Annotated in this window: 20 protein-coding genes; 7 read left to right on the forward strand and 13 right to left on the reverse strand. The window is 68.7% G+C overall.

Annotated features, from left to right (window positions below):
• Positions 1-16 precede the first annotated feature (16 nt).
• The 3 genes from AC07Q9_RS21150 to AC07Q9_RS21160 all read right to left on the reverse strand — a co-directional run bounded on the left by AC07Q9_RS21150 (position 17) and on the right by AC07Q9_RS21160 (position 1,551).
• On the reverse strand, positions 17-439 hold the full coding sequence (locus AC07Q9_RS21150; protein ID WP_495311710.1) for a ribbon-helix-helix domain-containing protein: 423 nt from the start codon (positions 437-439) through the stop codon (positions 17-19).
• 74 nt (positions 440-513) lie between these two features.
• Positions 514-1,092 carry a DJ-1/PfpI family protein gene (locus AC07Q9_RS21155; protein ID WP_099792797.1) on the reverse strand — a complete coding sequence of 193 codons (579 nt, stop codon included), beginning with the start codon at positions 1,090-1,092 and terminating at the stop codon, positions 514-516.
• Positions 1,093-1,281: 189 nt separating this feature from the next.
• Positions 1,282-1,551 (reverse strand): hypothetical protein, encoded by a 270-nt coding sequence (locus AC07Q9_RS21160; RefSeq protein ID WP_492680238.1) that lies wholly within the window; start codon positions 1,549-1,551, stop codon positions 1,282-1,284.
• A gap of 308 nt (positions 1,552-1,859) precedes the next feature.
• Between AC07Q9_RS21160 and AC07Q9_RS21165 the strand changes: the two genes are divergently transcribed.
• Entirely contained in the window at positions 1,860-4,073 is a 2,214-nt protein-coding gene (locus AC07Q9_RS21165; protein ID WP_495311711.1) for a TonB-dependent receptor domain-containing protein, read from the forward strand.
• A 33-nt stretch (positions 4,074-4,106) separates the two neighbouring features.
• Here AC07Q9_RS21165 and lhpI read toward each other — a convergent pair whose 3' ends face one another.
• The 5 genes from lhpI to rtcR are packed head-to-tail and all read right to left on the reverse strand — an operon-like array spanning position 4,107 to position 8,445.
• The gene (lhpI, locus tag AC07Q9_RS21170) at positions 4,107-5,057 is read right to left on the reverse strand and encodes a bifunctional Delta(1)-pyrroline-2-carboxylate/Delta(1)-piperideine-2-carboxylate reductase (RefSeq protein WP_495311712.1); all 951 of its coding nucleotides are present in this window, start codon (positions 5,055-5,057) and stop codon (positions 4,107-4,109) included.
• Complete coding sequence (locus AC07Q9_RS21175) at positions 5,054-5,920, reverse strand: alpha/beta hydrolase (RefSeq protein ID WP_495311713.1); 867 nt, start codon at positions 5,918-5,920, stop codon at positions 5,054-5,056. The genes lhpI and AC07Q9_RS21175 overlap by 4 nt, the downstream gene beginning before the upstream one ends.
• Entirely contained in the window at positions 5,917-6,225 is a 309-nt protein-coding gene (locus AC07Q9_RS21180; RefSeq protein ID WP_495311714.1) for a hypothetical protein, read from the reverse strand. The genes AC07Q9_RS21175 and AC07Q9_RS21180 overlap by 4 nt, the downstream gene beginning before the upstream one ends.
• A 49-nt stretch (positions 6,226-6,274) precedes the next feature.
• Positions 6,275-6,802: a 2'-5' RNA ligase family protein gene (locus AC07Q9_RS21185; protein WP_495311715.1), complete on the reverse strand. Its 528-nt coding sequence runs from the start codon at positions 6,800-6,802 to the stop codon at positions 6,275-6,277.
• A gap of 23 nt (positions 6,803-6,825) precedes the next feature.
• Positions 6,826-8,445, reverse strand: a complete 1,620-nt coding sequence (gene rtcR, locus AC07Q9_RS21190) for an RNA repair transcriptional activator RtcR (protein WP_495311716.1) — start codon at positions 8,443-8,445, stop codon at positions 6,826-6,828.
• A gap of 691 nt (positions 8,446-9,136) precedes the next feature.
• Between rtcR and AC07Q9_RS21195 the strand changes: the two genes are divergently transcribed.
• The 5 genes from AC07Q9_RS21195 to rtcA all read left to right on the forward strand — a co-directional run bounded on the left by AC07Q9_RS21195 (position 9,137) and on the right by rtcA (position 14,148).
• Positions 9,137-10,288, forward strand: a complete 1,152-nt coding sequence (locus AC07Q9_RS21195; protein ID WP_062479867.1) for a slipin family protein — start codon at positions 9,137-9,139, stop codon at positions 10,286-10,288.
• A gap of 248 nt (positions 10,289-10,536) precedes the next feature.
• Positions 10,537-11,373 carry a hypothetical protein gene (locus AC07Q9_RS21200; protein WP_495311717.1) on the forward strand — a complete coding sequence of 279 codons (837 nt, stop codon included), beginning with the start codon at positions 10,537-10,539 and terminating at the stop codon, positions 11,371-11,373.
• A gap of 20 nt (positions 11,374-11,393) precedes the next feature.
• On the forward strand, positions 11,394-12,623 hold the full coding sequence (locus AC07Q9_RS21205; protein ID WP_495311718.1) for an RtcB family protein: 1,230 nt from the start codon (positions 11,394-11,396) through the stop codon (positions 12,621-12,623).
• 48 nt (positions 12,624-12,671) lie between these two features.
• On the forward strand, positions 12,672-13,025 hold the full coding sequence (locus AC07Q9_RS21210; RefSeq protein ID WP_159272966.1) for a zinc-ribbon domain-containing protein: 354 nt from the start codon (positions 12,672-12,674) through the stop codon (positions 13,023-13,025).
• 22 nt (positions 13,026-13,047) lie between these two features.
• A complete protein-coding gene (rtcA, locus tag AC07Q9_RS21215) occupies positions 13,048-14,148 on the forward strand; it encodes an RNA 3'-terminal phosphate cyclase (RefSeq protein ID WP_495311719.1) in 1,101 nt (366 codons plus the stop codon).
• Here rtcA and AC07Q9_RS21220 read toward each other — a convergent pair whose 3' ends face one another.
• Both AC07Q9_RS21220 and AC07Q9_RS21225 read right to left on the reverse strand, forming a co-directional pair.
• Positions 14,149-14,508, reverse strand: coding sequence for an alpha/beta hydrolase (locus AC07Q9_RS21220; RefSeq protein ID WP_495311720.1), 360 nt, complete (start codon positions 14,506-14,508; stop codon positions 14,149-14,151).
• 117 nt (positions 14,509-14,625) lie between these two features.
• A complete protein-coding gene (locus AC07Q9_RS21225; RefSeq protein ID WP_495311721.1) occupies positions 14,626-16,284 on the reverse strand; it encodes an adenylate/guanylate cyclase domain-containing protein in 1,659 nt (552 codons plus the stop codon).
• 43 nt (positions 16,285-16,327) lie between these two features.
• Here AC07Q9_RS21225 and AC07Q9_RS21230 point away from each other — a divergent pair, with 43 nt between their 5' ends.
• Positions 16,328-17,053, forward strand: a complete 726-nt coding sequence (locus AC07Q9_RS21230) for a Crp/Fnr family transcriptional regulator (protein WP_083259261.1) — start codon at positions 16,328-16,330, stop codon at positions 17,051-17,053.
• Position 17,054: 1 nt separating this feature from the next.
• On the opposite strand, the gene AC07Q9_RS21235 is transcribed toward AC07Q9_RS21230, so the two are convergent.
• The 3 genes from AC07Q9_RS21235 to AC07Q9_RS21245 all read right to left on the reverse strand — a co-directional run bounded on the left by AC07Q9_RS21235 (position 17,055) and on the right by AC07Q9_RS21245 (position 20,131).
• Positions 17,055-17,528 carry a DoxX family protein gene (locus AC07Q9_RS21235; protein ID WP_062479555.1) on the reverse strand — a complete coding sequence of 158 codons (474 nt, stop codon included), beginning with the start codon at positions 17,526-17,528 and terminating at the stop codon, positions 17,055-17,057.
• Positions 17,529-17,667: 139 nt separating this feature from the next.
• Positions 17,668-18,672, reverse strand: a complete 1,005-nt coding sequence (locus AC07Q9_RS21240) for a tripartite tricarboxylate transporter substrate-binding protein (RefSeq protein ID WP_307589362.1) — start codon at positions 18,670-18,672, stop codon at positions 17,668-17,670.
• Positions 18,673-18,721: 49 nt separating this feature from the next.
• Positions 18,722-20,131, reverse strand: coding sequence for an amidase family protein (locus AC07Q9_RS21245; protein ID WP_495311722.1), 1,410 nt, complete (start codon positions 20,129-20,131; stop codon positions 18,722-18,724).
• Between the last annotated feature and the right edge of the window lie 97 nt (positions 20,132-20,228).

Raw genomic sequence — 20,228 nt, forward strand, 5'->3', positions numbered from 1 at the left:
GTGCGCCGGGCGGCGTCTACGCATGCCGCCGCACGACAGCGTGGAGCGTGCGCACGCGCGTCTCGCTTGACGGCTGCGCGGGCAACGGCCGTCCCCACCCCTGCGGCAGTTCATGCAGCACGGCGTTCGCATCGAGCGAGCGGATCGCGACCGACGTGTCGGCCGGAATCCGCCCCTGCGCCACCATCGCCTCGTAGCGCAGCGCGCACACCCGCAGGAACGACGCGAAGTTGCCGACCTCGCCGCGCGCCGCCACCAGCTCGTCGTACAGCCGCTCGATGAGCTGCACCACGGCCATGCCGTCGCGCTGCGCGATCTCTTCGAGCACCTGCCAGAACAGGTTCTCGAGCCGGATGCTGGTGACCACGCCGTGCAGCCGCACCGAGCGCGTGCGCGCGTCGTAGCTTTGCGGATCGGCGCTGATGAAGACTTCGCACATGGGCCATCTCCTCGAGAGGCAGGGTGAATCGGGGCGACGCGGCACTGTAGCGCCGCCCACGCACTTTCGTCCGATCAGTGTTCGATGCGGGTGCCCAGCACCACCAGGAACTGCGACAACCACGCCGGATGCGCCGGCCAGGCCGGTGCGGTGACGAGGTTGCGGTCGGTCACCGCCTGATCGACCGGGATGCCCATGTACTCGGCGCCGGCCAGCTCCACCTCGACCTGGCAGGCCGGGTAGGCCGAGACCTTGCGGCCCTTGATGAGGCCCGTGGCCGCGAGCAACTGCGCGCCGTGGCAGACGGCGGCCACGGGCTTGTCGGTGGCCAGGAAGTGGCGCGCGATCTCGACCACGCGGGGGTGCATGCGCAGGTACTCGGGCGCGCGGCCGCCGGGGATCACGAGCGCGTCGTAGGCCTCGGGGCGCACCTCGTCGAAGGTCGCGTTCAGCGTGAAGCGGTGGCCTGGCTTCTCGCTGTAGGTCTGCGCGCCTTCGAAGTCGTGGATGGCGGTGTGCACCCAGTCGCCGGCCTTCTTGTCGGGCGCCACCGCGTGCACGGTGTGGCCGACGGCCAGCAGGGTCTGGAACGGCACCATGGTTTCGTAGTCTTCGGCGTAGTCGCCGCAGAGCATCAGGATCTTGCGAGCCATCGGGTTTGTCTCCTTCGGATGAGGTGTAGCGAAACCGGCTGGCGCAGGGGGCGCGCCGGCCGTCGCCGCATTATTCGAAGGGGGAGGCTGCAGTGGGTAGCAGCCGGTTGTGATGCTGCAGATTCGGGCGCGCTGTGGTGCTCGACGTCTGCGATGCGGGTGGCGTGTGTCGCGCGTGCCCGCAGAAGCTCAGGCCTGCACCGCCGCCGACAGCTTTCGCAGCATCACCGACTGCCGTGCCTCTTCGGCATCGCGCAGGCTCTTCGCGGCGCGCGCCGCGACGTAGCTGACGTACAGGGTCTCGACGGCCCGTGCCCATTCGTGCGCCTTCTGCGACACGCCTTCCGCCTTGACCGGCGAGCCGGTGGCCATCGGCGTCGACAGGTCGTCCACCGGACGGGCCGGTACCTCGACGCCGGCCTTCCCGAGGATCACGGCTTTCTGAAGGATGGTGAGCATGGACGGACCTCTCTTTTTTCTTGTTCCAGATTAACGGCGCCCTTCGCGGGTCGCTATTCGCCAGATGACGTATCCGCCCCCCTAATTCAAGGTGAACTTTCAGCTACATGGGGTTTGCCCGGGGCGGCCGAAAGCAGGGCCTACACGAAGCGCCATCGGCCTCTCGCAATGTCCCTTCGGTGGTTCTGGATGCAAATAATATTTGTTTGCATTCTCAATACAATTGATGCTGATCAGTTGGTACGCAACAACAACAACGCATCCGAGAGCGGCCCTGTTTTTTCTGCCGTTTTCCGTGGAGTTTTTGCATGTTGTTCTCGCGTTGCGGCCTTCGGCCGCGTCCGTCGGTGCTGGCGCTGGCCGCCGCATCCCTTTTTTCTCCCGCCCTGTTCGCCCAGACGCCCGCTGAACAACAACTGCGCGAGGTCGTCGTCAGCGCGACCGGCTTCGAGCAGGAACTCAAGGACGCGCCCGCTTCCATTTCGGTGATCACGCGCCAGGAGCTGGAAACGCGCCAGTTCCGCGACCTGGCCGAGGCGCTGCAGAACGTCGAAGGCATCGACGTGGGCGGCGCCACCGGCAAGACCGGGGGCCTGGACATCTCGATCCGCGGCATGCCCAGCGACTACACGCTGATCCTCATCGACGGCCGCCGCCAGAACGTGGCCGGCGACGTGACGCCCAACGGCTTCGGCGCCGCGCACACCAGCTTCATGCCGCCGCTGGCGGCCATCGAGCGCATCGAGGTCATCCGCGGCCCGATGTCCACGCTGTACGGCTCCGACGCCATGGGCGGCGTGGTCAACATCATCACGCGCAAGGTGGCGCGCGAATGGGGCGGCCAGGTCACGATGGAAACCGGCATCCCGCAGGACAGCGAGTGGGGTTCGCAGACGCGCTCCAGCGTCTACCTGAGCGGCCCCGTCGCCACCGACCTGCTGGGCCTGACCCTGCGCGGCAACATCTACCGCCGCGAAGCCGCCGACTGGGTGCTGGCCCCCGGCCAGGCGCAGCCCGCGACGGCGCGCAACCCGGCGCCCGCCGAGAGCCGCCAGCACAGCGTGGGCGGGCGCCTGATGCTCACGCCCAACCGCCAGCACGACATCTGGCTCGACGTGGAATCGGGCCGCAGCTGGTACGACAACGAAGACGGCCGGCTCGGCACGCGCGACGCCGCCGCGCCCAACCGCACCGGCAACAACCCGCCCGGCTACCTGGACGCGCTGCGCTTCAACCGCGACCAGGTCGCCATCGGCCACACCGGGCGTCTGGGCTTCGGCACGGTGGAAAGCAGCCTGATGCACACGACGACCGAGACCGTGGGCCGCACGATTCCCGGCGGCGCCATCCCGCGCAATGCCGCGGCCCGCCGCACCGTGTACTGGCTGAACGAAGCCGACCGCGGCCGCGCGCGCGAACTCAAGACCACCAACCTCGTGCTCGACAGCAAGCTCGTCGCGCCGGTGGGCGATGCCCACGTGCTGACCGTCGGCGGCCAGTGGTGGGACGCCAAGCTGGTCGACGGCCTGCTGCCGCGCTCGCAGAGCCAGACCATGTGGGCGCTGTTCGCCGAAGACGAATGGCGCCTCGCGCCCGGCCTCACCGCCACGCTGGGCGGACGCTACGACCACCACAGCGCCTTCGGCGGCCACGTGAGCCCGCGCGGCTACCTGGTTTGGGACGCCACACCGCAGTGGACCTTCAAGGGCGGCGTCAGCAAGGGCTTTCGCGCGCCGCGCCTGAACCAGCTGATCGACGGCATCAGCGGTGTGAGCGGCCAGGGCGCCACGCTCAACATCGGCAACCCGAACCTCAAGCCCGAGACCAGCACCAGCACCGAGCTGTCGGCGCTGTTCAACAACCAGAAGGGCCTGACCGCGTCGGCGACCCTGTTCCACAACAAGGTGAAGGACAAGATCGCCAGCGGCGGCGACTGCAGCGTGGCGCGCATCTCCAGCTGCGTGGTCGACCCGACCGCCAACTACTCGGTCAACGTCGACCAGGCCAAGACCTGGGGCATGGAGCTGAGCAGCCGTGTGCAGCTCACCAAGGCCTGGGGCCTGAAGGCGGGCTACACCTGGACCGACAGCGAAGTGATCGAAGGCGGCGTGAAGAACGGCAAGCTGGCAGACACCGCGCGCCACCTGCTGCATGCGCAGCTCGACTGGAACCCCGACGCCAAGTGGCGCTTCTGGCTGCGCGGCGAGTACCGCGGCAAGAGCCCGCGCTTCACCGGCGACCCGGCGCGGCTCACGGGCAACAACCTGGCGATCTACCGCGCGGTGGGCGACATCAAGGCCTACCACCTGTTCCACCTGGGCGGCTCCTACCAGGTGTCGAAGAACGTGCGCCTGAACGCCAACATCAACAACCTGTTCAACAAGGACTTCCGCAAGTTCCAGCAGGTCAATCTGGCGGGCACCTCGGCCTGGGTCAACGAATACTTCCAGGGCGGCGCGTCGGTGGCGGGCACCACGCCGGCGGGACGCACGATCTGGCTGTCGGCGAACGTGACGTTCTGACGCCGGCGATGGCCACGGCGGGCCGCGCGGACCTCAGGGGTCCGTGCGCGCCTGCCACACCAGCGTGGCCGCGCTCAGGTCTTCGAGCGCACTGCCCACGGCCTTGAACACCGTGCGCTCGGCATCGCCCGTGCGCCCGGGCCGCGCGCCACGGCACAGCTCGGCGAGCGTGCCCTGCACCGCGTCGGCACGCAAGGTGCCGGCCGCGATCGCGTCGAGCAGGTCGCCGGCCTTCTGCAAGGCTTCGGGCGTGTCGATGAAGGTGCGCGTGCCGTCGAAACACTGCACATCGGCCTCGCGCATCGCGGGCGTGAAGCTGCCGATCAGGTCGAGGTGCGCGCCCGGCGCGAGCCATTCGCCGCGCACCAGCGGCGTGGTCGCCAGCGTGGCGCAGCTCACGATGTCGGCATGGCGCACGGCCGCTTCGAGGTCGGTGCCGGCCGCCTGCGCGTTCCATCCCTCACTGCGCCATTGCTCGGCCAGCGCCTCGGCGCCCTCGGGCCGGTGGTTCCAGACCCACACCTCGTCGATAGGTCGCACGCTCGCGTGCGCGGCGGGCAGCATGCGCGCGATGCGGCCGGTGCCCAGCACCAGCAGCTTGCGCGCGTCGGTGCGGGCCAGGAACGAAGCACCCAGCGCCGAGGCGGCCGCCGTGCGCCGCGCCGTGATCTCGTTGCCGTCCATCATCGCCAGCGGCACGCCGGTGCGCGCGTCGTACAGCACGTAGGTCGCGTGCAGCCCGGGCAGGCCGCGTGCGCCGTTGCCCGGAAAGATGTTGATCGTCTTGATGCCCAGGAAGCCCGCGTCGCTCCACGCCGGCATGATCAGCACCGTGCCGCGCGTGGCCGCGTCGCCGCCGGTCTCGATGCTGTGCACGTGGCGCGGCGGCACCTGCGCCTCGGCCGCGAAGGCGGCGCGCAGCGCGGGCACCAGCTGCTCGAAGCCCAGGGGTGCGGCGGTGGCCGCTTCGTCGAAGTGTTTCATGGGCGGGCAGGCAGCGCCGGGGCGCTGTCGAAGAAGGTGGTGAGGGCTTGCCGGTAGGTGGTGCCAAAGCGCGGCGCCGCCATCGGCTCGAGGTGGCCGGCGCCCGGCACCTCGATCAGCTGCTTGGGTTCTTTCGCGTCGGCCAGCAGGCGCTGCGAGTGGTGGTGCGGAATCACCGCATCGGCCGTGCCGTGGATCAGCAGCAGCGGAATCGGCGCGATGGCCGCGACGAACTTCGAGGCCGCGTAGTCGTCGCGCACCAGCAGGCCGGCACCCGGCAGCTTGTCGTTGGCGATCGAGCGGTACGAATAGAAGGTCGACTCGATCGCCACCGCCTTCACGCCGGCCCGGTTGCCCGAGCCCACGGCCGCGATCGCGTTCGTGCCGCCCAGGCTCTGCCCGAAGACGAACAGCCGCGACGCATCGACATCCGCGCGGGTGCGCACATGGTCGAGCGCGGCATTCGAATCCTCGAACACGCCGCGGGGCTCGGGTTCGCCGTCCGATTCGCCATAGCCGCGGTAGTCGAACACGAAGACGTTGTAGTCCTGCGCGGGCAGCCACGCCACGAAGCGCCAGTGGCTGCTCATGTTCTGCGCGTTGCCGTGGAAGTGCACCACGGTGCCCTTGGCCGCCTTCGGGTCCGTCCGGCCCGCGGCGGGAATGAACCAGCCGCTCAGGCGCGTGCCGTCGGCGCTGGTGAAGCGCACGTTCTCGTAGCGCAGGCCCAGCGCGTCGGGCGTTTCGTAGCGCACGCGGTCGGGGTAGTAGAACATCGACTGCACGCAGCCGCCGAGCAGCAAGAGCGGCAGCGCGGCGAGCGACATCCACCAGCGGCGAGCGGGTGCGGTGGTTCTGGTCATATGCGGCGCGATGTCGGCGTTTCCGGTGGGGGAGTCTGTCGGTTGGAGAACTTCAGCAAGAGGTTGATGCAAAGCGCGTGCAGGCCGAACGCAAGCAAGCCAGGCACATAGATCATGAAGAAATCGCGCCAAAAAAAGTCGGGCCTGCCGCCGGAACCAGCAATCAGCGAAGCAAAAAACAACGCGGTGATCAGTGTGGAAAGGGCGAACGGACGAGAGGTCGAGCGACAGCAAAGATAGAGGTAGTACGCGGTAAGGGCGGCACCGAGCCAGAGGCCCGGAATGATCAGTGCTTCGGGGCCCATGCAGGTTCCTTGTTCGGGTGAATCGAGTCCTGGCTGCTGCCGGCCTGGATCAGGTCGCGGCGCTCGGCAACTGAAAGACATGCATGTCCAACCACTGCCCCGATGCGTTCTCGATGAGCACGACCTCCGTGCAGCGCGCTTGCACCGGCCCCGACGCAAGCAGCCGCGCCTGCAGTTCGATGGCCGCTTCTTCCGCATGCAGCGCGTTGCCATGCGCCACCGACAGATGCGCAACGATGTCGTCATGCGCGCCGTCATACGGCGGGAAGTCGGGAAACTCTTTCACCAGCGCACGCGTCATCTCGATGAACGGCGCAGCGGGCTCCGGTGCCAGGTAGGCCGTCTCGGGAAAGCGCCCGACCTTGCCGAGCACGAACGAGAACGGCGCCGTGTGTTGCAGCACGCGCCGCGCGCGGGCGAGCACCTCGTCGGTGATCAACGCGGGGTCCATGAAGGGCACGAGCAGCGTGATGTGCGCGGGCACGCCGAGCGCCACGGTGGGGTCGAAGCGGCGGCGAAGGTCTGCGGCGATGGTTTCAGCCGCGGGAACCTTCACGGCGAATGCGGAGATGGGCATCGGGCGGAGGATAGCCCACGCCCTCAGGGTCGCGCATCGGCTGAAACGCGCGCCCAGTCCAGCCCCATCTTGGCCAGGTACTTGCGCAGCCGGTCCGCATCGTTCACCACGCTGCGCTGCGTCCGCGAGGCCTGGAACAGTTGGCGTCCCGCCTCCGACAAGCTGCGCGCCGGCCGGCACACGCGCACCACCGCTTCGAGCTGCAGGCGGTCGAACAGGTCGAGCGCCGCGAACTTCTCTTCGCCGAGCAGGGCTTCCAGATCGACGTCGTCGCCCGCTGCCACTGATGTGCCCGCGCCTTCGTGCTTCCACAGCCAGCGCAGCCGCGCGATCTCCGCCTCGACGAGCGCGACGGCGATGCGCCCGCCATCGGCCAGCGTCGCAAGCCGCGTCACGCTGGCCGACAGGTCGCGGAAGTTGCCGCGCCAGATCGCCTCGCTGCTCTGCGCAAAGCGCAGGTAGGCCGCGCGCGCCTCGGCGTTGAAGCGCACCACGCGGTGGTTCTCGGCCGCGTGCAGGGCCAGCAGGTGGTCGAGGTTGGGCTCGATGTCCTCGGGCCGCTGCGCGAGGCCAGGCAGGTCGTAGGTCCAGAGGTTGATGCGCGCGAACAGGTCTTCGCGAAAGCGCCCCTGCGCCACGTCGCGGCGCAGGTCGCGGTGGGTGCCGGCGATGAGCTGGAAGTCGCTCTCCACTTCCTTGTCGGCGCCCACGGGGAAGAAGCGTTTTTCCTCGATGGCCTTGAGCAACATCGCCTGTTCGTCCAGGCCCAGCTCGCCGATCTCGTCGAGGAACAGCGCGCCCTGGTGCGCGGTGCGCAGCAACCCCGCGCGGTCGCTCGCCGCGCCGGTGAACGAGCCCTTCTTGTGCCCGAACAGCGTGGAGGCCGCGCCGTCGCCGCGCAGCGTGGCGCAGTTCACCTCGACGAACGGCCCCGTCACCTGGTGGCGCGCCTGCTTCAGCTCGAACATGCGGCGCGCCAGGAACGACTTGCCCGCGCCCGTCGGCCCCACCAGCAGGATGGGCGCGCGCGAGCGCACGGCCACGCGCTCGATCTCGTCGATGAGCGCGTTGAAACGCGCGTTGCGCGTGGCGATGCCGCTCTTCAAAAAGGCGACCGCGTCGCGCTGGTCGGCATCGAAGCGGCGCGCGATCGGGTCGTAGCGCGACAGGTCGAGGTCGATGAGCGCGACCTTGCCGGCGTCGCCCTGGCGCTGCTTGCGCGGCGGCGAGGTCTGGGCCAGCACGCCCGGCACCACGCGCGATTCCGACAGCAGGAACATGCAGATCTGCGCCACGTGCGTGCCGGTGGTGATGTGCGTCCAGTACTGCTCGCGCTCGGGCTGGAAGGGGTAGGCGCGCGCCCAGTCGTACAGGCGCGTGTAGACCTCGCCGAAGTCCCACGGGTCTTCGAGGTCGAAGGGCACGAGGTGGACGAGTGTCTCGGGCGACACGGCGGCGATGTCGGCCTTCACCAGCTCGGCCAGCGCCGTGTGCTTGCGCGTGTGCAGCAGCTCGATGCGCGCGACCACCATGTCGTCGTGCTGCGCGAGCGAGACCGTGGGGCGCCACTTGTGCCAGCGGCCCGCGCCCTGGCCGGCATCGAGCTGGGTGCCGAGGAAACCGATGACGACGATGGGCTTCATGGATAAAAGACTAGCTGAAATTCTAGAAATTATCCGAATGCTAGCAAGGGATGGGCGCGTGTCACACCGGGCGAAGAAGAAATTTTCCTTGCAGGTCAATGACTTGCATCGCCATCGCCCTGTTTTCAGGCGCCGTGCGCGCAAGTTGGCACGCTCGCTGCAATAGGGAAAGGGTCCGGATGCAGTTCATCCGCTCCCAGGTGCCGCATGAAAGCGGCCCGGTGCCGCAGGCCAGACCTGTTCTTGGGTCCGCGGTATGCCGCTGTTGAACTGCACTGGTCACTGGACTTGATCCAGTCTGCTCATGGTCGAGCACCGTGCTAACCACGCGGCGTGGCGGGTTCGATTCCCGCAAACAACCTTCGGCGGTGTTCGCACCGCCGCTTTGATGGGGGCGAAAGCCCCACCGCCCCGGCACACCGGAGCGAGGCGCAGGGCAGGGCCCGGCCGAGCGACACCGTGCCAGTGCAGGCGGCTTGCGCATCGCGCGTTCTGCCAGGAACCGCATGCAGCCATCGACGCAGAAGGAGGCGATGGCGTAGCCCGAGTGGCCGCGCCACCGCACCGACCCGTCGACCGCTGCGTTGCTGACCTCGCAAACCACGGTGCCCGCCGCCTGCCCTTCGTGGGCCCCGACACGAAACGTAGACGAACGACAACCGCAACGAAGAAGAAGAGAGAGGAAGAAAAAATGCTGGGATTCACCCAATTCACCGTGAAGAAGAACGAACGCGTGCTGCTGCTGCGCAACGGCGATTTCGAGGGCCTGTACGCCGCCGGCAAGCACCGCGTGTTCACGGGCTTCGACACCGTGCAGCTCGAGCGCTTCTCGCTGGCCGAGCCGGCCTTCGACCACGAACTGGCCGACTACTTCCTGGCGCGCGAGCCGCAGCTGGTGCAGCGCGAGTTCGTGCAGGTGTCGCTGGGCGAGACCGAGGTCGGCCTGCGCCATGAAGACGGCGTGCTGGTGCAGGTGCTGCCGCCCGCCACCCGCAAGCTCTACTGGCGCGGCCTGCGCGAGCAGCGCGTCGACGTGATCGACGTGGCCGCCGATGCACGCCTGCCGGCCGAGCTGCTGGCCAAGCTGCAGAGCGTGGCGCTGCGTCCGCGTGCGGTGCAGGGGCTCGAAGGCGTGCTGCTGGTGCAGGTGCCCGAGTTCCACGCCGGCGTGCTGACCCTCGAAGGCCAGATGCAGGCCCTGCTGCCGCCGGGCAACCACGGCTTCTGGCGCTTCAACCGGCAGGTGGCCGTGACCAGCGTGGACCTGCGCTCGCAGATCGCCGAAGTGAGCGGCCAGGAAATCCTGACCCGTGACAAGGTGGGGCTGCGGCTGAACCTGTCGGCGGTGTGGCGTTTCGCCGATGTGCGCCAGGCCCTGGCGCAGATGCCCAAGCCGGCCGAGCATGTGTACCGCGAGCTGCAGTTCGGCCTGCGCGCGGCGGTGGGTGAGCAGACGCTCGACGCGCTGCTGGAGAACAAGTCCGCCATCGACCAGACGGTGCTGGCGCAGGTGCGTGAGCGGCTGGAGGGTTCGGGCCTGGTGCTGGAGAGCGTGGGCGTGAAGGACATCATCCTGCCGGGCGAGATGAAGACCATCCTCGCGCAGGTGGTGGAGGCCGAGAAGTCGGCCCAGGCCAACGTGATCCGCCGCCGCGAGGAAACCGCGGCCACGCGCTCGCTGCTGAACACCGCGAAGGTGATGGAGGGCAACCCCGTCGCCTTGCGCATGAAGGAACTCGAGACGCTGGAACGCGTGGCCGAGCGCATCGACAAGATCTCGGTGGTCGGCGGCCTGGACCAGGTGCTCAACGGACTCGTGACGCTGCGGCCGAACGGGTCCTGAGCGGTAGAGAAAAGAGAGAGACACGGGCACGCAGGCACAGAAGGGAGCGCCACTGCCAAAAATGTTTGAAATTGCCGGCAGCCTGGGTAAGACCAGGTACGGCGGGCAAGTCGGTCGACGAGCAAGGTTGAGGATGCAGGTGCTGGCTCCGATGACGGGTCTGTCACTGGCGCGCGTTTCCAATCGTCGACTGGGCCGCTGGATTCAAACACCACGGTCGCCGTATTGATGCGGGTTCGAATCCCGCCGTGTCCACCAACTTGAAGTTGGAGCAGGAAAAAATGAACGAAAAACTGTTGAAGCCTTCATTCGCGATGAGCCAAGCGGTAGAGCAGGCCTACGCCGTGTTCAAGAAGTACCGGGCGCCAAGTCACATGCTGGACGTCTGCATCTCCTGTTGCATGGACGACGCGCTGGAGAAAGAGATGCGTTGCCTGCCGTTGTTGCAACTCACAGCCAGACACTTTTATGAGTACAACACTTCTGCCAAAAGCGAAGTGCAGCCCGGCAACGAAATCAAGTACTTCTTGCCACGAATGTTCGACTTGTTGAGTCAAGGCGCTGAGTTGCACCACTCGACGGAGCTTTATCTGGACCGTCTGGGGCGCTGCGAGGCGGGAACATTTTCAGTGCAGGAGCGTGCGGTCATCGATGCATTCGCATTGGTGTTCTTTTCCGAAGGACTTCGGCGGCACCATTGGCAAGAACAGGCATCCAACCACTTCATGGGAGGCAATGCCTTTGACATCCTGCTGATGTTCCATCTGGGTGGCATCGGATTGGAACCCTTGCTGGCGCATTGGCTAGAAGCAGAGAGTCCTGGTGCCACGTTGCACTACGCCAATGCCGGCTACTGGGACTTTTGGAAGGCTCGGGAAATTGAGAATGCCTTTGCCGACGACCGGCCCGTGTTTCGCGAAACCATGAAGTCATGGCTCTTGGATGCACATCACCGCGATCTCTTTGCCAAGAAGATGTTGGCCTTGGATATGTCGACGATCGAACAGCACTCCGCTTGCGGTTGCGGGGCAGGAATGGGCCCCAAGGAAATACTCGATTCGGTGTTTGATTTGATTGCCGATTGAAGAAGAAAACGAAAGAAATTATGGAAACGAAGACGAACTACAAGCTGCACGAAGTCGCCAACGGCGTCCCCGTGAAGATGTGGACCAATGGCGTGCCCGTGGAAGACGAGGCGCAGAAGCAGCTCGAGAACGCCGCGCGCCTGCCCATCGTGTTCAAGCACATCGCGGCCATGCCCGACGTGCACTACGGCATCGGCGCGACCGTGGGCTCGGTGATCCCGACCTTCAAGGCCATCATCCCCGCCGCCGTCGGCGTGGACATCGGCTGCGGAATGATGGCCTGCAAGACCACGCTCAACGCGCGCGACCTGCCCGACAACCTGGGCCCGCTGCGTGCTGCGATCGAGAAGGCCGTGCCGCACGGAAGCAACCCCAAGCGCATGGGCCGCGACAAGGGTTCGTGGGAAACCCCGCCCGACGAAACCGACGCCGCCTGGGTGAAGCTGGTGGACGAGTTCGAGCTGATCTGCGAGGACCACCCGCGCATCAAGAACACGAACAACCACAAGCACCTGGGAACGCTGGGAACGGGCAACCACTTCATCGAGGTGTGCCTCGATGAAGCGGGCGCCGTGTGGTTCATGCTGCACTCGGGTTCGCGCGGCGTGGGCAATGCCATCGGCACGCACTTCATCGAACTCGCGAAGAAGGACGCGCAGCTGCACCAGCGCAACCTGCCCGACCAGGACCTGGCCTACTTCGAGGAAGGCGCCCAGTACTTCGGCGACTACGTGCGTGCGGTGGGCTGGGCCCAGAAGTTCGCACGGGCGAACCGCGAAGTGATGATGCAGCGCGTGGTCGCGGCCGCGCGCAAGGTCATCGCCAAGCCTTTCGAGGCGCACGTGGAAGCGGTGAACTGCCACCACAACTACGTGAGCCGCGAGACGCACTTCGGGCAGGACGTGCTCGTGACCCGCAAGGGCGCGGTGAGCGCGAAGCTCGGTGAGCTGGGGATCATCCCGGGCAGCATGGGCGCCAAGAGCTACATCGTGCGCGGCAAGGGCAACCCCGAGAGCTTCATGAGCTGCAGCCACGGCGCGGGCCGGAAGATGAGCCGGACGAAGGCCAAGAAGCTCTTCACCGTCGCCGACCAGATCGCCGCGACCGAAGGCGTCGAATGCCGCAAGGACGCCGACGTGATCGACGAGATCCCGATGGCCTACAAGGACATCGACGCGGTGATGGAGGCGCAGAAGGACCTGGTGGAGGTGGTTTACACGCTCAAGCAGGTGGTTTGCGTGAAGGGTTAGACAAAGGCCGTTGGCGTGTGCCCCGGCCGATCGTTGGAGAAACAGGCCATGAAAAGCAACAAGCAACGCCGCGCCGAAATCAAGGCGCACCGCCTCGAACGCGCCGCGCGTGCCGTGGCACTGCAGCAGCGCCAGGCCGATGCACGGCTGCTGCGCGCCGAAGGCATGGTCGCTGCCGATACAGCCCTGCTTGCCGCGCACAACAACACCTACGGCCCGCTGCCCACCTTCTACGTCGACAAGGCGTTCACCTGCCGCGACTGTGGTGCGCAAGAGGTGTGGACGGCCAAGCAGCAGAAGTGGTGGTACGAGGTGGCGCTCGGCAGCATCCACAGCACGGCGGTGCGCTGCCGCGCTTGCCGGCTCGGAACCGCGCGAACAAGAACAACGACAAACGACTGAACAAGAAAGAAAGACTTTCCCGATGACGGAAGCACAAGAAGAACAACGAGCACGCGACGCCGTCGAACTCGACGGCTCCCAAGGCGAAGGCGGTGGCCAGATCCTGCGCACCGGCCTCGCGCTGTCGATGGTCACGGGCCGGCCGCTGGCCATCGCGAAAATCCGCGCGGGCCGGGCCAAGCCGGGTCTCATGCGCCAGCACCTGGCGTGCGTGCATGCGGCGGCGCAGATCAGCGGCGCGCAGGTCGAGGGTGCCGAGCTGGGCTCGCAGTCGCTGCGCTTCGTGCCGGGGCCGGTGCGCGCGGGCGACTACCGTTTCGCGATCGCCGGCGCGGGCAGCTGCATGCTGGTGCTGCAGACGGTGCTGCCGCCGCTGCTGCTGCAACCCGCGGGCCAGGTGAGTCGGCTGCGGCTGAGCGGTGGCACGCACAACCCGATGGCGCCGCCGTTCCACTTCCTGGAGCGCGCGTTCGCGCCGCTGGTGCGTCGCCTCGGCGGCGACCTGCAGCTGGTGCTGCGCCGCTGCGGCTTTTACCCGGCCGGTGGTGGCGAGGTGGACGCGACGATCGTGCCGGCGGTGGAAGGCGCGCGGCTGCAGGCCTTCGACCTGCTGTCACGCGGCAACCTGCTGGCGGGCCATGCCGAGTGCCTGGCGCCCGGCCTGCCGCGCCATGTGGCGGCGCGCGAACTCGAGACGGTGGGGGCGGCGATGGGCTGGTCGGCGCAGGCCGAGCAGCTGCGCACGGTGCCGACGCGCCAGAACGAAGGACCGGGCAATGCGCTGCTGGTGACGCTGGCCTACGCGCACCTCACCGAGGTGTTCACGGCCTTCGGCGAGAAGACGCTGAGCGCGGAGCAGGTGGCGCACGGCCTCGTGAAGGAGGTGCGTGCCTTCCAGAAGCACGAGGACGCGGCCGTGGGGCCGCACCTGGCCGACCAACTGGCGCTGCTGCTGGCGCTGGCGGTGTTCCGGCAACCGGGGCAGTCGGGCGCGTTCACCTGCAGCGAAGTGACGCCGCACACGCGCACGAACTGCGCGGTGATCGAGCGCTTCCTGCCGGTGCGCTTCACGATCACCGAAGCTGCAGGCCCGCGCGCGGCGCGGGTGCAGGTGACGTCGTGATTACAGGCCGGCCTGGCGCGTGAAGCTCACGGCCGGCTTCTTGTAGGCAGAGGGCACTTCGTCGCGGTAGAAGGCGCGGCGGTCCAGGCTTTGCAGCGGGTTGTGGGCAGCGGCCACGGCCTGGTCGCGCACGGCCTGGCGGTCGAGCGTGGAGGTCACGGCGACGGTGCCTTCGGCGGCAGCGTCGGAGTATTCGTTGCCGTTGCGCGCGGCGGCGACGGCTTCGGTGCGCACGTCGGCACGGCTGACGGCCGAGGTGATGGCGTGCACGCCTTCATACGTTTCGGCGTGGGCCGCGCCCACGGTGCCCAGCAGGGCGAAGGCGGCGGCAGAAATGGCGAGGAGTTGCTTGCTGTTCATGATGAGATTTCCCTTGAGTCTGTGGGCGGCGGACAGTCGTCGTTGCCACAAGCTGCAGTGTGAAACCGCATCACGGAAGGCGCTGTGCGTTTGCGCACCGAATCCGGCAGGTGATGCTCAGGCCGCTTTCCCGGCGCGTGAATACATCACGGCCAGCGGCTCGGAGCGCCCGCGCACGTTCAGCGTGTCGACCTCGCCCAGCGTTGCTTCGGCGCCGGCCTGTTGCGCTGCGAACTGCGAGACCACGAGCCGCGCCGAGGCGGTCTTGGAATGGTCCTGCAGGCGGCTCGCGGTGTTGACCACTTCGCCGATGGCGGTGAAGGTGGTGGTCTCGAGGTAGCCGACCTCGCCGACGGCCGCGCGCCCGGCGTGCAGGCCCATGCCGAAGTCCAGGTGCTGGCCGAACTGGGCCTGGAAGTCGATGTTCCATGCGTCCATGCGCTCGCCAATGAGTTGGGTGGCATGCAGGGCCTGCCGGCAGGCGGTGGGCAGGTCGCTTTCGAGGCCGAAGATGGCCATCACGCTGTCGCCGATGAACTGGTTGGGCACGCCGCCGCTCTCGCGCACGGCGGCGCCCACGATGGCGAAGTAGCGGTCGAGCACGTAGGCCAGGTCGAAGGGCCACTGCCGCTCCGAGAGGCCCGACCAGCGCCGCAGGTCGACGAACAAAATCGCCACGTCGCGCTCGTGCCCGAAGCGGCCGACCGGCGCGGGCCGGCCTTCGCGCGGCAGCGGTGCGAACAGCGGCGTCACCTCGATGCTGCCGCGCGGGCGCAGCTGGCAGGCCAGCCGCACGTCGTGCGGGGCGCGCACGCGTTCGAGCGTGCGCTGCTCGTCGCGGCCGGGCGTGCCGATGTGTTCAGGCGCGCCGCCCACGCGCACACGGCAGGTGGAGCAGCGCGCGCGTCCGCCGCAGATCGACACGTGCGCGATGCCGTGCGAGCGGCTGGCTTCGAGCACGCTCCAGCCGGGCGGCACGTGCACGGTGCGGTCGGGGTAGCGCAGCGCGACGGTGGCACCGCGCGCGCGCCGGGCCAGGCGGCTGCGCGCCGCGTAGGCCGCGAGCAGGGCCAGCAACGCCAAGGCGTAATAGAGCTTGATGTTGGTCTCGGCGGCGTTGAGCGCGCGGCCCTGGTCGGGCGTCGGCAGCACGACGGGCGGCACGCCGGTCCACTGGAACTCGCGCCCCATCGAGACGAAACCCATCGCGGCGGTCACCGGCAGCAGCACGGCCAGCGCGAGCAGCGGCGCGAACAGGCGCCGGTAGAGCGGGCGCACGCGCAGCGCGAAATGCAGGCCGAGGCAGCCGTGGGCCCAGGCGGCGAGCATCATGCCCAGCTGCGCGCCCGCGCCGGCCAGGTCCCACAGGCCCCAGACCACGCGCACGTACGAGCCCTCGATGCCGTAGGCCAGCCAGGCGCCGCGCATGGCGGTGAGGTGGGTGGCCAGCAGCAGCGGCAGCGCAAAGCCCAGCAGCACGCGCAGGGCTTCGAGCGGCGGCATGCGCAGGGTGCGGCGTTCCCACAGGGCGGCCACGGCCAGCACGAGGTGGGTGAGGGCGGCGCCGTACAGCAGCAGCGTGCCGGGCAGGCTGTGCCAGAACTTCTGCACGCCGCGCAGCACGGTCTCGGCCGCGGCGAAGGAGACGAGGCCCAGCGAATGGTTCAGCAGGTGCGCCGTGATGTAGGCCATCAGCACCAGCCCGCTCGCCCAGCGGAGGTTGCGCCGTGTCGGCGTTCTCAGCAAAAAAGGGGAAGGAGGGGAACGTCTGTCCATGAACGGGTTCGAAGCGGCACCCGAGCATAATGCGCGCGCCTCGATGACCACCGGCATGGCCCTACCCGAACCCACCCCCCGCTCCAGCCTCGCGCTGCGCCGTATCGCGCTGCTCGAAGGCCTGTCCGACGACCGCTTCGACCATCTGGCGCGCCAGTGCCTGTGGCACAGCGTGGCGGCCGGCAAGCCGCTGATGCTGCGCGCCGACCTGCAGGGCGAGGTGTTCCTGCTGGTGTCGGGCCGCGTGCGGGTGACGACCTACGCGGCCAACGGCCGGCAGGTGACGTTCCGCGATTCGGAGGCCGGCGCGCATTTCGGGGACATCGCCGCTTTGGACGGCGGGCCGCGTTCGGCCGACGTGGTCACGCTCGAGCCCTGCGTGGTCGCCAGCCTGGACCGCGCGGCCTTCCTGGCACTGCTGCGCGAGGAGCCATTGGTGGCCGAGCGCGTGATGCAGCGGCTGGCCGCGCTGGTGCGGCAGCTGTCGGAGCGGGTGATCGACCTGAGCACGCTGGGCGTGCAGAACCGCCTGCATGCCGAGCTGCTGCGCCTGGCGCGCGAGGCGGGCATCGACGGCAACGAGGCCCGGCTGGAGCCCGCGCCCAAGCACGCGGCGCTGGCCAGCCAGATCAGCACCAACCGCGAGCAGGTGACCCGCGAACTCAACACGCTGGTGCGCAGCGGCGTGCTGCGCAAGGACGGCAAGGCGCTGGTGGTGGCCGATGCCGAGCGCCTGGCGCTGATGGTGTCGCAGGTGCGCGGGGACTAGATCAGTTCCAGCGGCCGTTCGGCCCGGCGACGCTGTAGCGGCCCGCGCCCATCAGCGCCACGCTCAGTGCGCCGAACAGGTACAGGCCCTGCAGCTCCAGCGCCCAGCCGCCCTGCTTGGTCAGCGCGAACAGGTCGGCCATGTGCACGAGGCCGAAGGCGAAGAGCATGTTGATCACCACCACGGCGGCGGCGGCGCGCGTCCACAGGCCCGCGATCATCAACAGCGGCGCGACGATCTCGCCCACGAACACGAGGTAGGCCAGCCCGCCGGGCAGGCCGGCCTTGGCCAGCATGCCGCTGATGAAGCCGACGCCGGCCGAGAGCTTGAAGATGCCGTGCAACAGCATCAGCACGCCGACCGACACGCGCAGCACCAGCTTGCCGGCGTCGTCGCGGGCAGCGGGCGTGGCAAGGAACGACGAGGAGGAAGACGCCGAAGCGGCGGAGGCGATCGGGGCAGCCTGGGTGTTCATGGCGAATCCTTGAGTGGAAGAAAAAAGGAAGAAGGCCGCCGCGGACTGCGGCGGTTGCCATGCCAGTGTGAGAGCCCCGCCGCCGCCGGTCGGTGCGTTTACGCACACTTTTCGGCGGTTGGGTGGCTGCCGCCGGGCGTCAGTCGCCCTTGTAGCCCGAGGCCTTGATCACCGGCAGCCAGCGTGCGGCCAGCGCGTCGGTGTAGCGCACCACCTCTTCGGTCGACGCGCCGGGCAGCAGGTCGTAGCCCACGCGGCCCAGCTTTTCGCGCACATCGGGCAGGGCCAGCACCTTGCGCACGGCCCGGTTCCACTGCGCCAGCGTGGCGGGCGCGGTGTTGGCGTGGGCGTACAGCACGTAGCGCGACGAGGCCACCAGCGTCGGGTAGCCCGACTCGGCGAAGGTCGGCACGTCGGGCAGGCCGTCGGCGCGCTTGTCGCCGGCCACGGCCAGCACGCGCAGCTTGCCCGCGCGGTGGTACTCGGTGAGGGTGGTGGTGGCGTCCATGCCCGAGGCCACCTGGCCGCCGATCAGCTCGGTGACCATGGCCGCGCCGCCGCGGTAGGGCACCAGGGTGGCGCCGCTGCGCGACAGGGCCACGAAGTCCATCGCCAGGAAGTGCAGCAGCGAGCCCACGGTGGTGATGCCGATCGAGCCCTGGTCGGGGTGGGCCTTGGCGGCCTGGACGAACTGGGCCAGCGTCTTCACCGGCGAGGCGGCGCTCACGGCCAGGCCGAACTGGATGCCGCTCACGTCGGTCACGGGCTTGAAGTCGGTGGCCGGGTTGAAGCGCATGTTGGCGTAGATCGCGGGGCCGATGAACATCGGGTCGACCGGCGCCAGCAGCATGGTGGTGCCGTCGGCGGGGCTGTTCTTCAGCACCTCGGCCGCCAGCCGCGTGCCGGCGCCGGGGCGGTTGTCGACCATCACCGGGCGGCCGAGCTCGTCCTTGAGCTTTTCAGACAGCAGCCGGCCCATGAAGTCGGCGGGGCCGCCGGCCGGGAAGGGCACGATCAGGCGGTTGACCGCCGGCTGCGCGTTCGCGCCGTACGGCAGCAGGCCGCCCAGGCCCGTGGCCGCCGCTGCGCGGATGAGGCCGCGCCGCGAGAGCGCAGCGCCGGTGGGGAAGGTGAAGGGGGTCATCGAAAGTCTCCGGGTGGTTGGAATCGTTGGAAGAACATGAAGAGAAAGGTCAATGCGCGACCAGCGGCGTGAAGCGGGCCGCGTCTTCGATCGCCTGGCCGGCCTCCAGCAGCAGGTCTTCGCGAAAGCGCCAGGCGAGCAGTTGCACGCCCATGGGCGCGCTGCCGGCCATGCCGGTGGGCACTGCGAGGCCGGGCATGCCCAGCGCGGCGGTTGCGAGCAGCGGGCTCTGGGCGTCGATGAGGGCGCGGGCGCGCTCCAGGCTGGCGACGTCTTCGTCCTGCGGGCAGGGGCGCTGCCACGACACGGGCATCAGCACCAGCGGATGGGTCTGCATGAACACCGACCAGCTGCGCAGCAGCGCCTGGCGCCGCGCGAGCGCATCCAGAAAGCCGTCGCGGTCGGTCTCGGCCATGCCTTCGAGCAGGTAGCGCTGGCTGCGCCGCATGAGGTCGTCGCCGTGCTGCTCGACGCCCGCGATGATGTTGCGGCGGGTGTCGTCCACGATCAGCGTGCGCCACAGGGCGGCGGCCTCGCCGAAGAAGGGCAGCTCGGCTTCGTCGACCGCGTAGCCCGCCTGCTGCAGCCCGTGCGCGGCGTCGTCCAGCGCCTGTGTGACGGCCGGGTCGACCGGGATGCCCGGCGCGCGCTTGAACAACGCCACGCGCAGCGGGCCGGCGGGGCGCGGCAGCTCGTGCGGCACCGGCACCCAGTTCGGGTCGCGCGCGTCGGGACGCGCCATGGCCTCGTAGCCCAGCCGCAGGTCGGCGATGCTGCGCGCCAGCGGCCCCTGCACCGACATGAGCTGCGGCGTGATGCCGCGCTCGCTCGTCGCGCTCGGGTTGAAGGCCGGCACGCGGCCGGCGGTGGGGCGCAGGCCGGCCACGCCGCAGGCGTAGGCGGGGTAGCGGATCGAGCCGCCGATGTCGTTGCCGTGCGCCAGCGCGCCCATGCCGGCGGCCACCGCCGAGGCCGCGCCGCCGCTGGAGCCGCCGGGGGTGATGGCCGCGTCCCACGGGTTCAGCGTGCGGCCGTGCACGCCGTTGTCGGTGAACCAGCGCGACGAGTAGGTCGCGGTGTTGCTGCGCCCCACGATGACGGCGCCCGCGCTGCGCCAGTGCGCCACCACCGGTGCGTCTTCGCGGGCGATGTGGTCCTTCAGCGGGATCACGCCGTTGGTGGTGGCGTGGCCGGCCTGGTCGACGTTGACCTTGATGCTCACCGGCACGCCGTGCAGCGGGCCCAGCGGCTCGCCGCTCAGGGTGCGCGCATCGGCGGCGTCGGCGCTGGCCAGGGCTTCGTCGGCCAGCACCTCGGCCAGGGCATTGAGGCGCGGGTTGAGTTCGGCGATGCGCGCGAGCACGCTGGTCGTCACTTCGCGGCAGGACACCTCGCGGCGGCGCACGGCGTCGGCGAGGTCGGTGGCGCTGCGCTGCCAGAGGGCGGGGGATGCAGTCATGGGAGGTCTTCGGGAAAGTTCAGGCAAAGGAAACCCCGCACCCCGGCGCGACCGGGGTGAAGGCAAGAGAGAGCAGGAGAAGAGGGCGGCGGGTCAG

The organism is Variovorax sp. GW821-FHT09A10 (assembly GCF_059418385.1).

Excerpts from the sequence above, each read along its gene's own strand:
- lhpI (WP_495311712.1), bottom strand. The coding sequence starts at position 5,057 with ATGAAACACTTCGACGAAGCGGCCACCGCCGCACCCCTGGGCTTCGAG.
- rtcA (WP_495311719.1), top strand. The coding sequence starts at position 13,048 with ATGACGGAAGCACAAGAAGAACAACGAGCACGCGACGCCGTCGAACTC.
- rtcR (WP_495311716.1), bottom strand. The coding sequence starts at position 8,445 with ATGAAGCCCATCGTCGTCATCGGTTTCCTCGGCACCCAGCTCGATGCC.
- AC07Q9_RS21155 (WP_099792797.1), bottom strand. The coding sequence starts at position 1,092 with ATGGCTCGCAAGATCCTGATGCTCTGCGGCGACTACGCCGAAGACTAC.
- AC07Q9_RS21195 (WP_062479867.1), top strand. The coding sequence starts at position 9,137 with ATGCTGGGATTCACCCAATTCACCGTGAAGAAGAACGAACGCGTGCTG.
- AC07Q9_RS21235 (WP_062479555.1), bottom strand. The coding sequence starts at position 17,528 with ATGAACACCCAGGCTGCCCCGATCGCCTCCGCCGCTTCGGCGTCTTCC.
- AC07Q9_RS21210 (WP_159272966.1), top strand. The coding sequence starts at position 12,672 with ATGAAAAGCAACAAGCAACGCCGCGCCGAAATCAAGGCGCACCGCCTC.
- AC07Q9_RS21245 (WP_495311722.1), bottom strand. The coding sequence starts at position 20,131 with ATGACTGCATCCCCCGCCCTCTGGCAGCGCAGCGCCACCGACCTCGCC.
- AC07Q9_RS21205 (WP_495311718.1), top strand. The coding sequence starts at position 11,394 with ATGGAAACGAAGACGAACTACAAGCTGCACGAAGTCGCCAACGGCGTC.
- AC07Q9_RS21180 (WP_495311714.1), bottom strand. The coding sequence starts at position 6,225 with ATGGGCCCCGAAGCACTGATCATTCCGGGCCTCTGGCTCGGTGCCGCC.
- AC07Q9_RS21185 (WP_495311715.1), bottom strand. The coding sequence starts at position 6,802 with ATGCCCATCTCCGCATTCGCCGTGAAGGTTCCCGCGGCTGAAACCATC.
- AC07Q9_RS21240 (WP_307589362.1), bottom strand. The coding sequence starts at position 18,672 with ATGACCCCCTTCACCTTCCCCACCGGCGCTGCGCTCTCGCGGCGCGGC.
- AC07Q9_RS21175 (WP_495311713.1), bottom strand. The coding sequence starts at position 5,920 with ATGACCAGAACCACCGCACCCGCTCGCCGCTGGTGGATGTCGCTCGCC.
- AC07Q9_RS21225 (WP_495311721.1), bottom strand. The coding sequence starts at position 16,284 with ATGGACAGACGTTCCCCTCCTTCCCCTTTTTTGCTGAGAACGCCGACA.
- AC07Q9_RS21160 (WP_492680238.1), bottom strand. The coding sequence starts at position 1,551 with ATGCTCACCATCCTTCAGAAAGCCGTGATCCTCGGGAAGGCCGGCGTC.
- AC07Q9_RS21150 (WP_495311710.1), bottom strand. The coding sequence starts at position 439 with ATGTGCGAAGTCTTCATCAGCGCCGATCCGCAAAGCTACGACGCGCGC.
- AC07Q9_RS21230 (WP_083259261.1), top strand. The coding sequence starts at position 16,328 with ATGACCACCGGCATGGCCCTACCCGAACCCACCCCCCGCTCCAGCCTC.
- AC07Q9_RS21220 (WP_495311720.1), bottom strand. The coding sequence starts at position 14,508 with ATGAACAGCAAGCAACTCCTCGCCATTTCTGCCGCCGCCTTCGCCCTG.
- AC07Q9_RS21165 (WP_495311711.1), top strand. The coding sequence starts at position 1,860 with ATGTTGTTCTCGCGTTGCGGCCTTCGGCCGCGTCCGTCGGTGCTGGCG.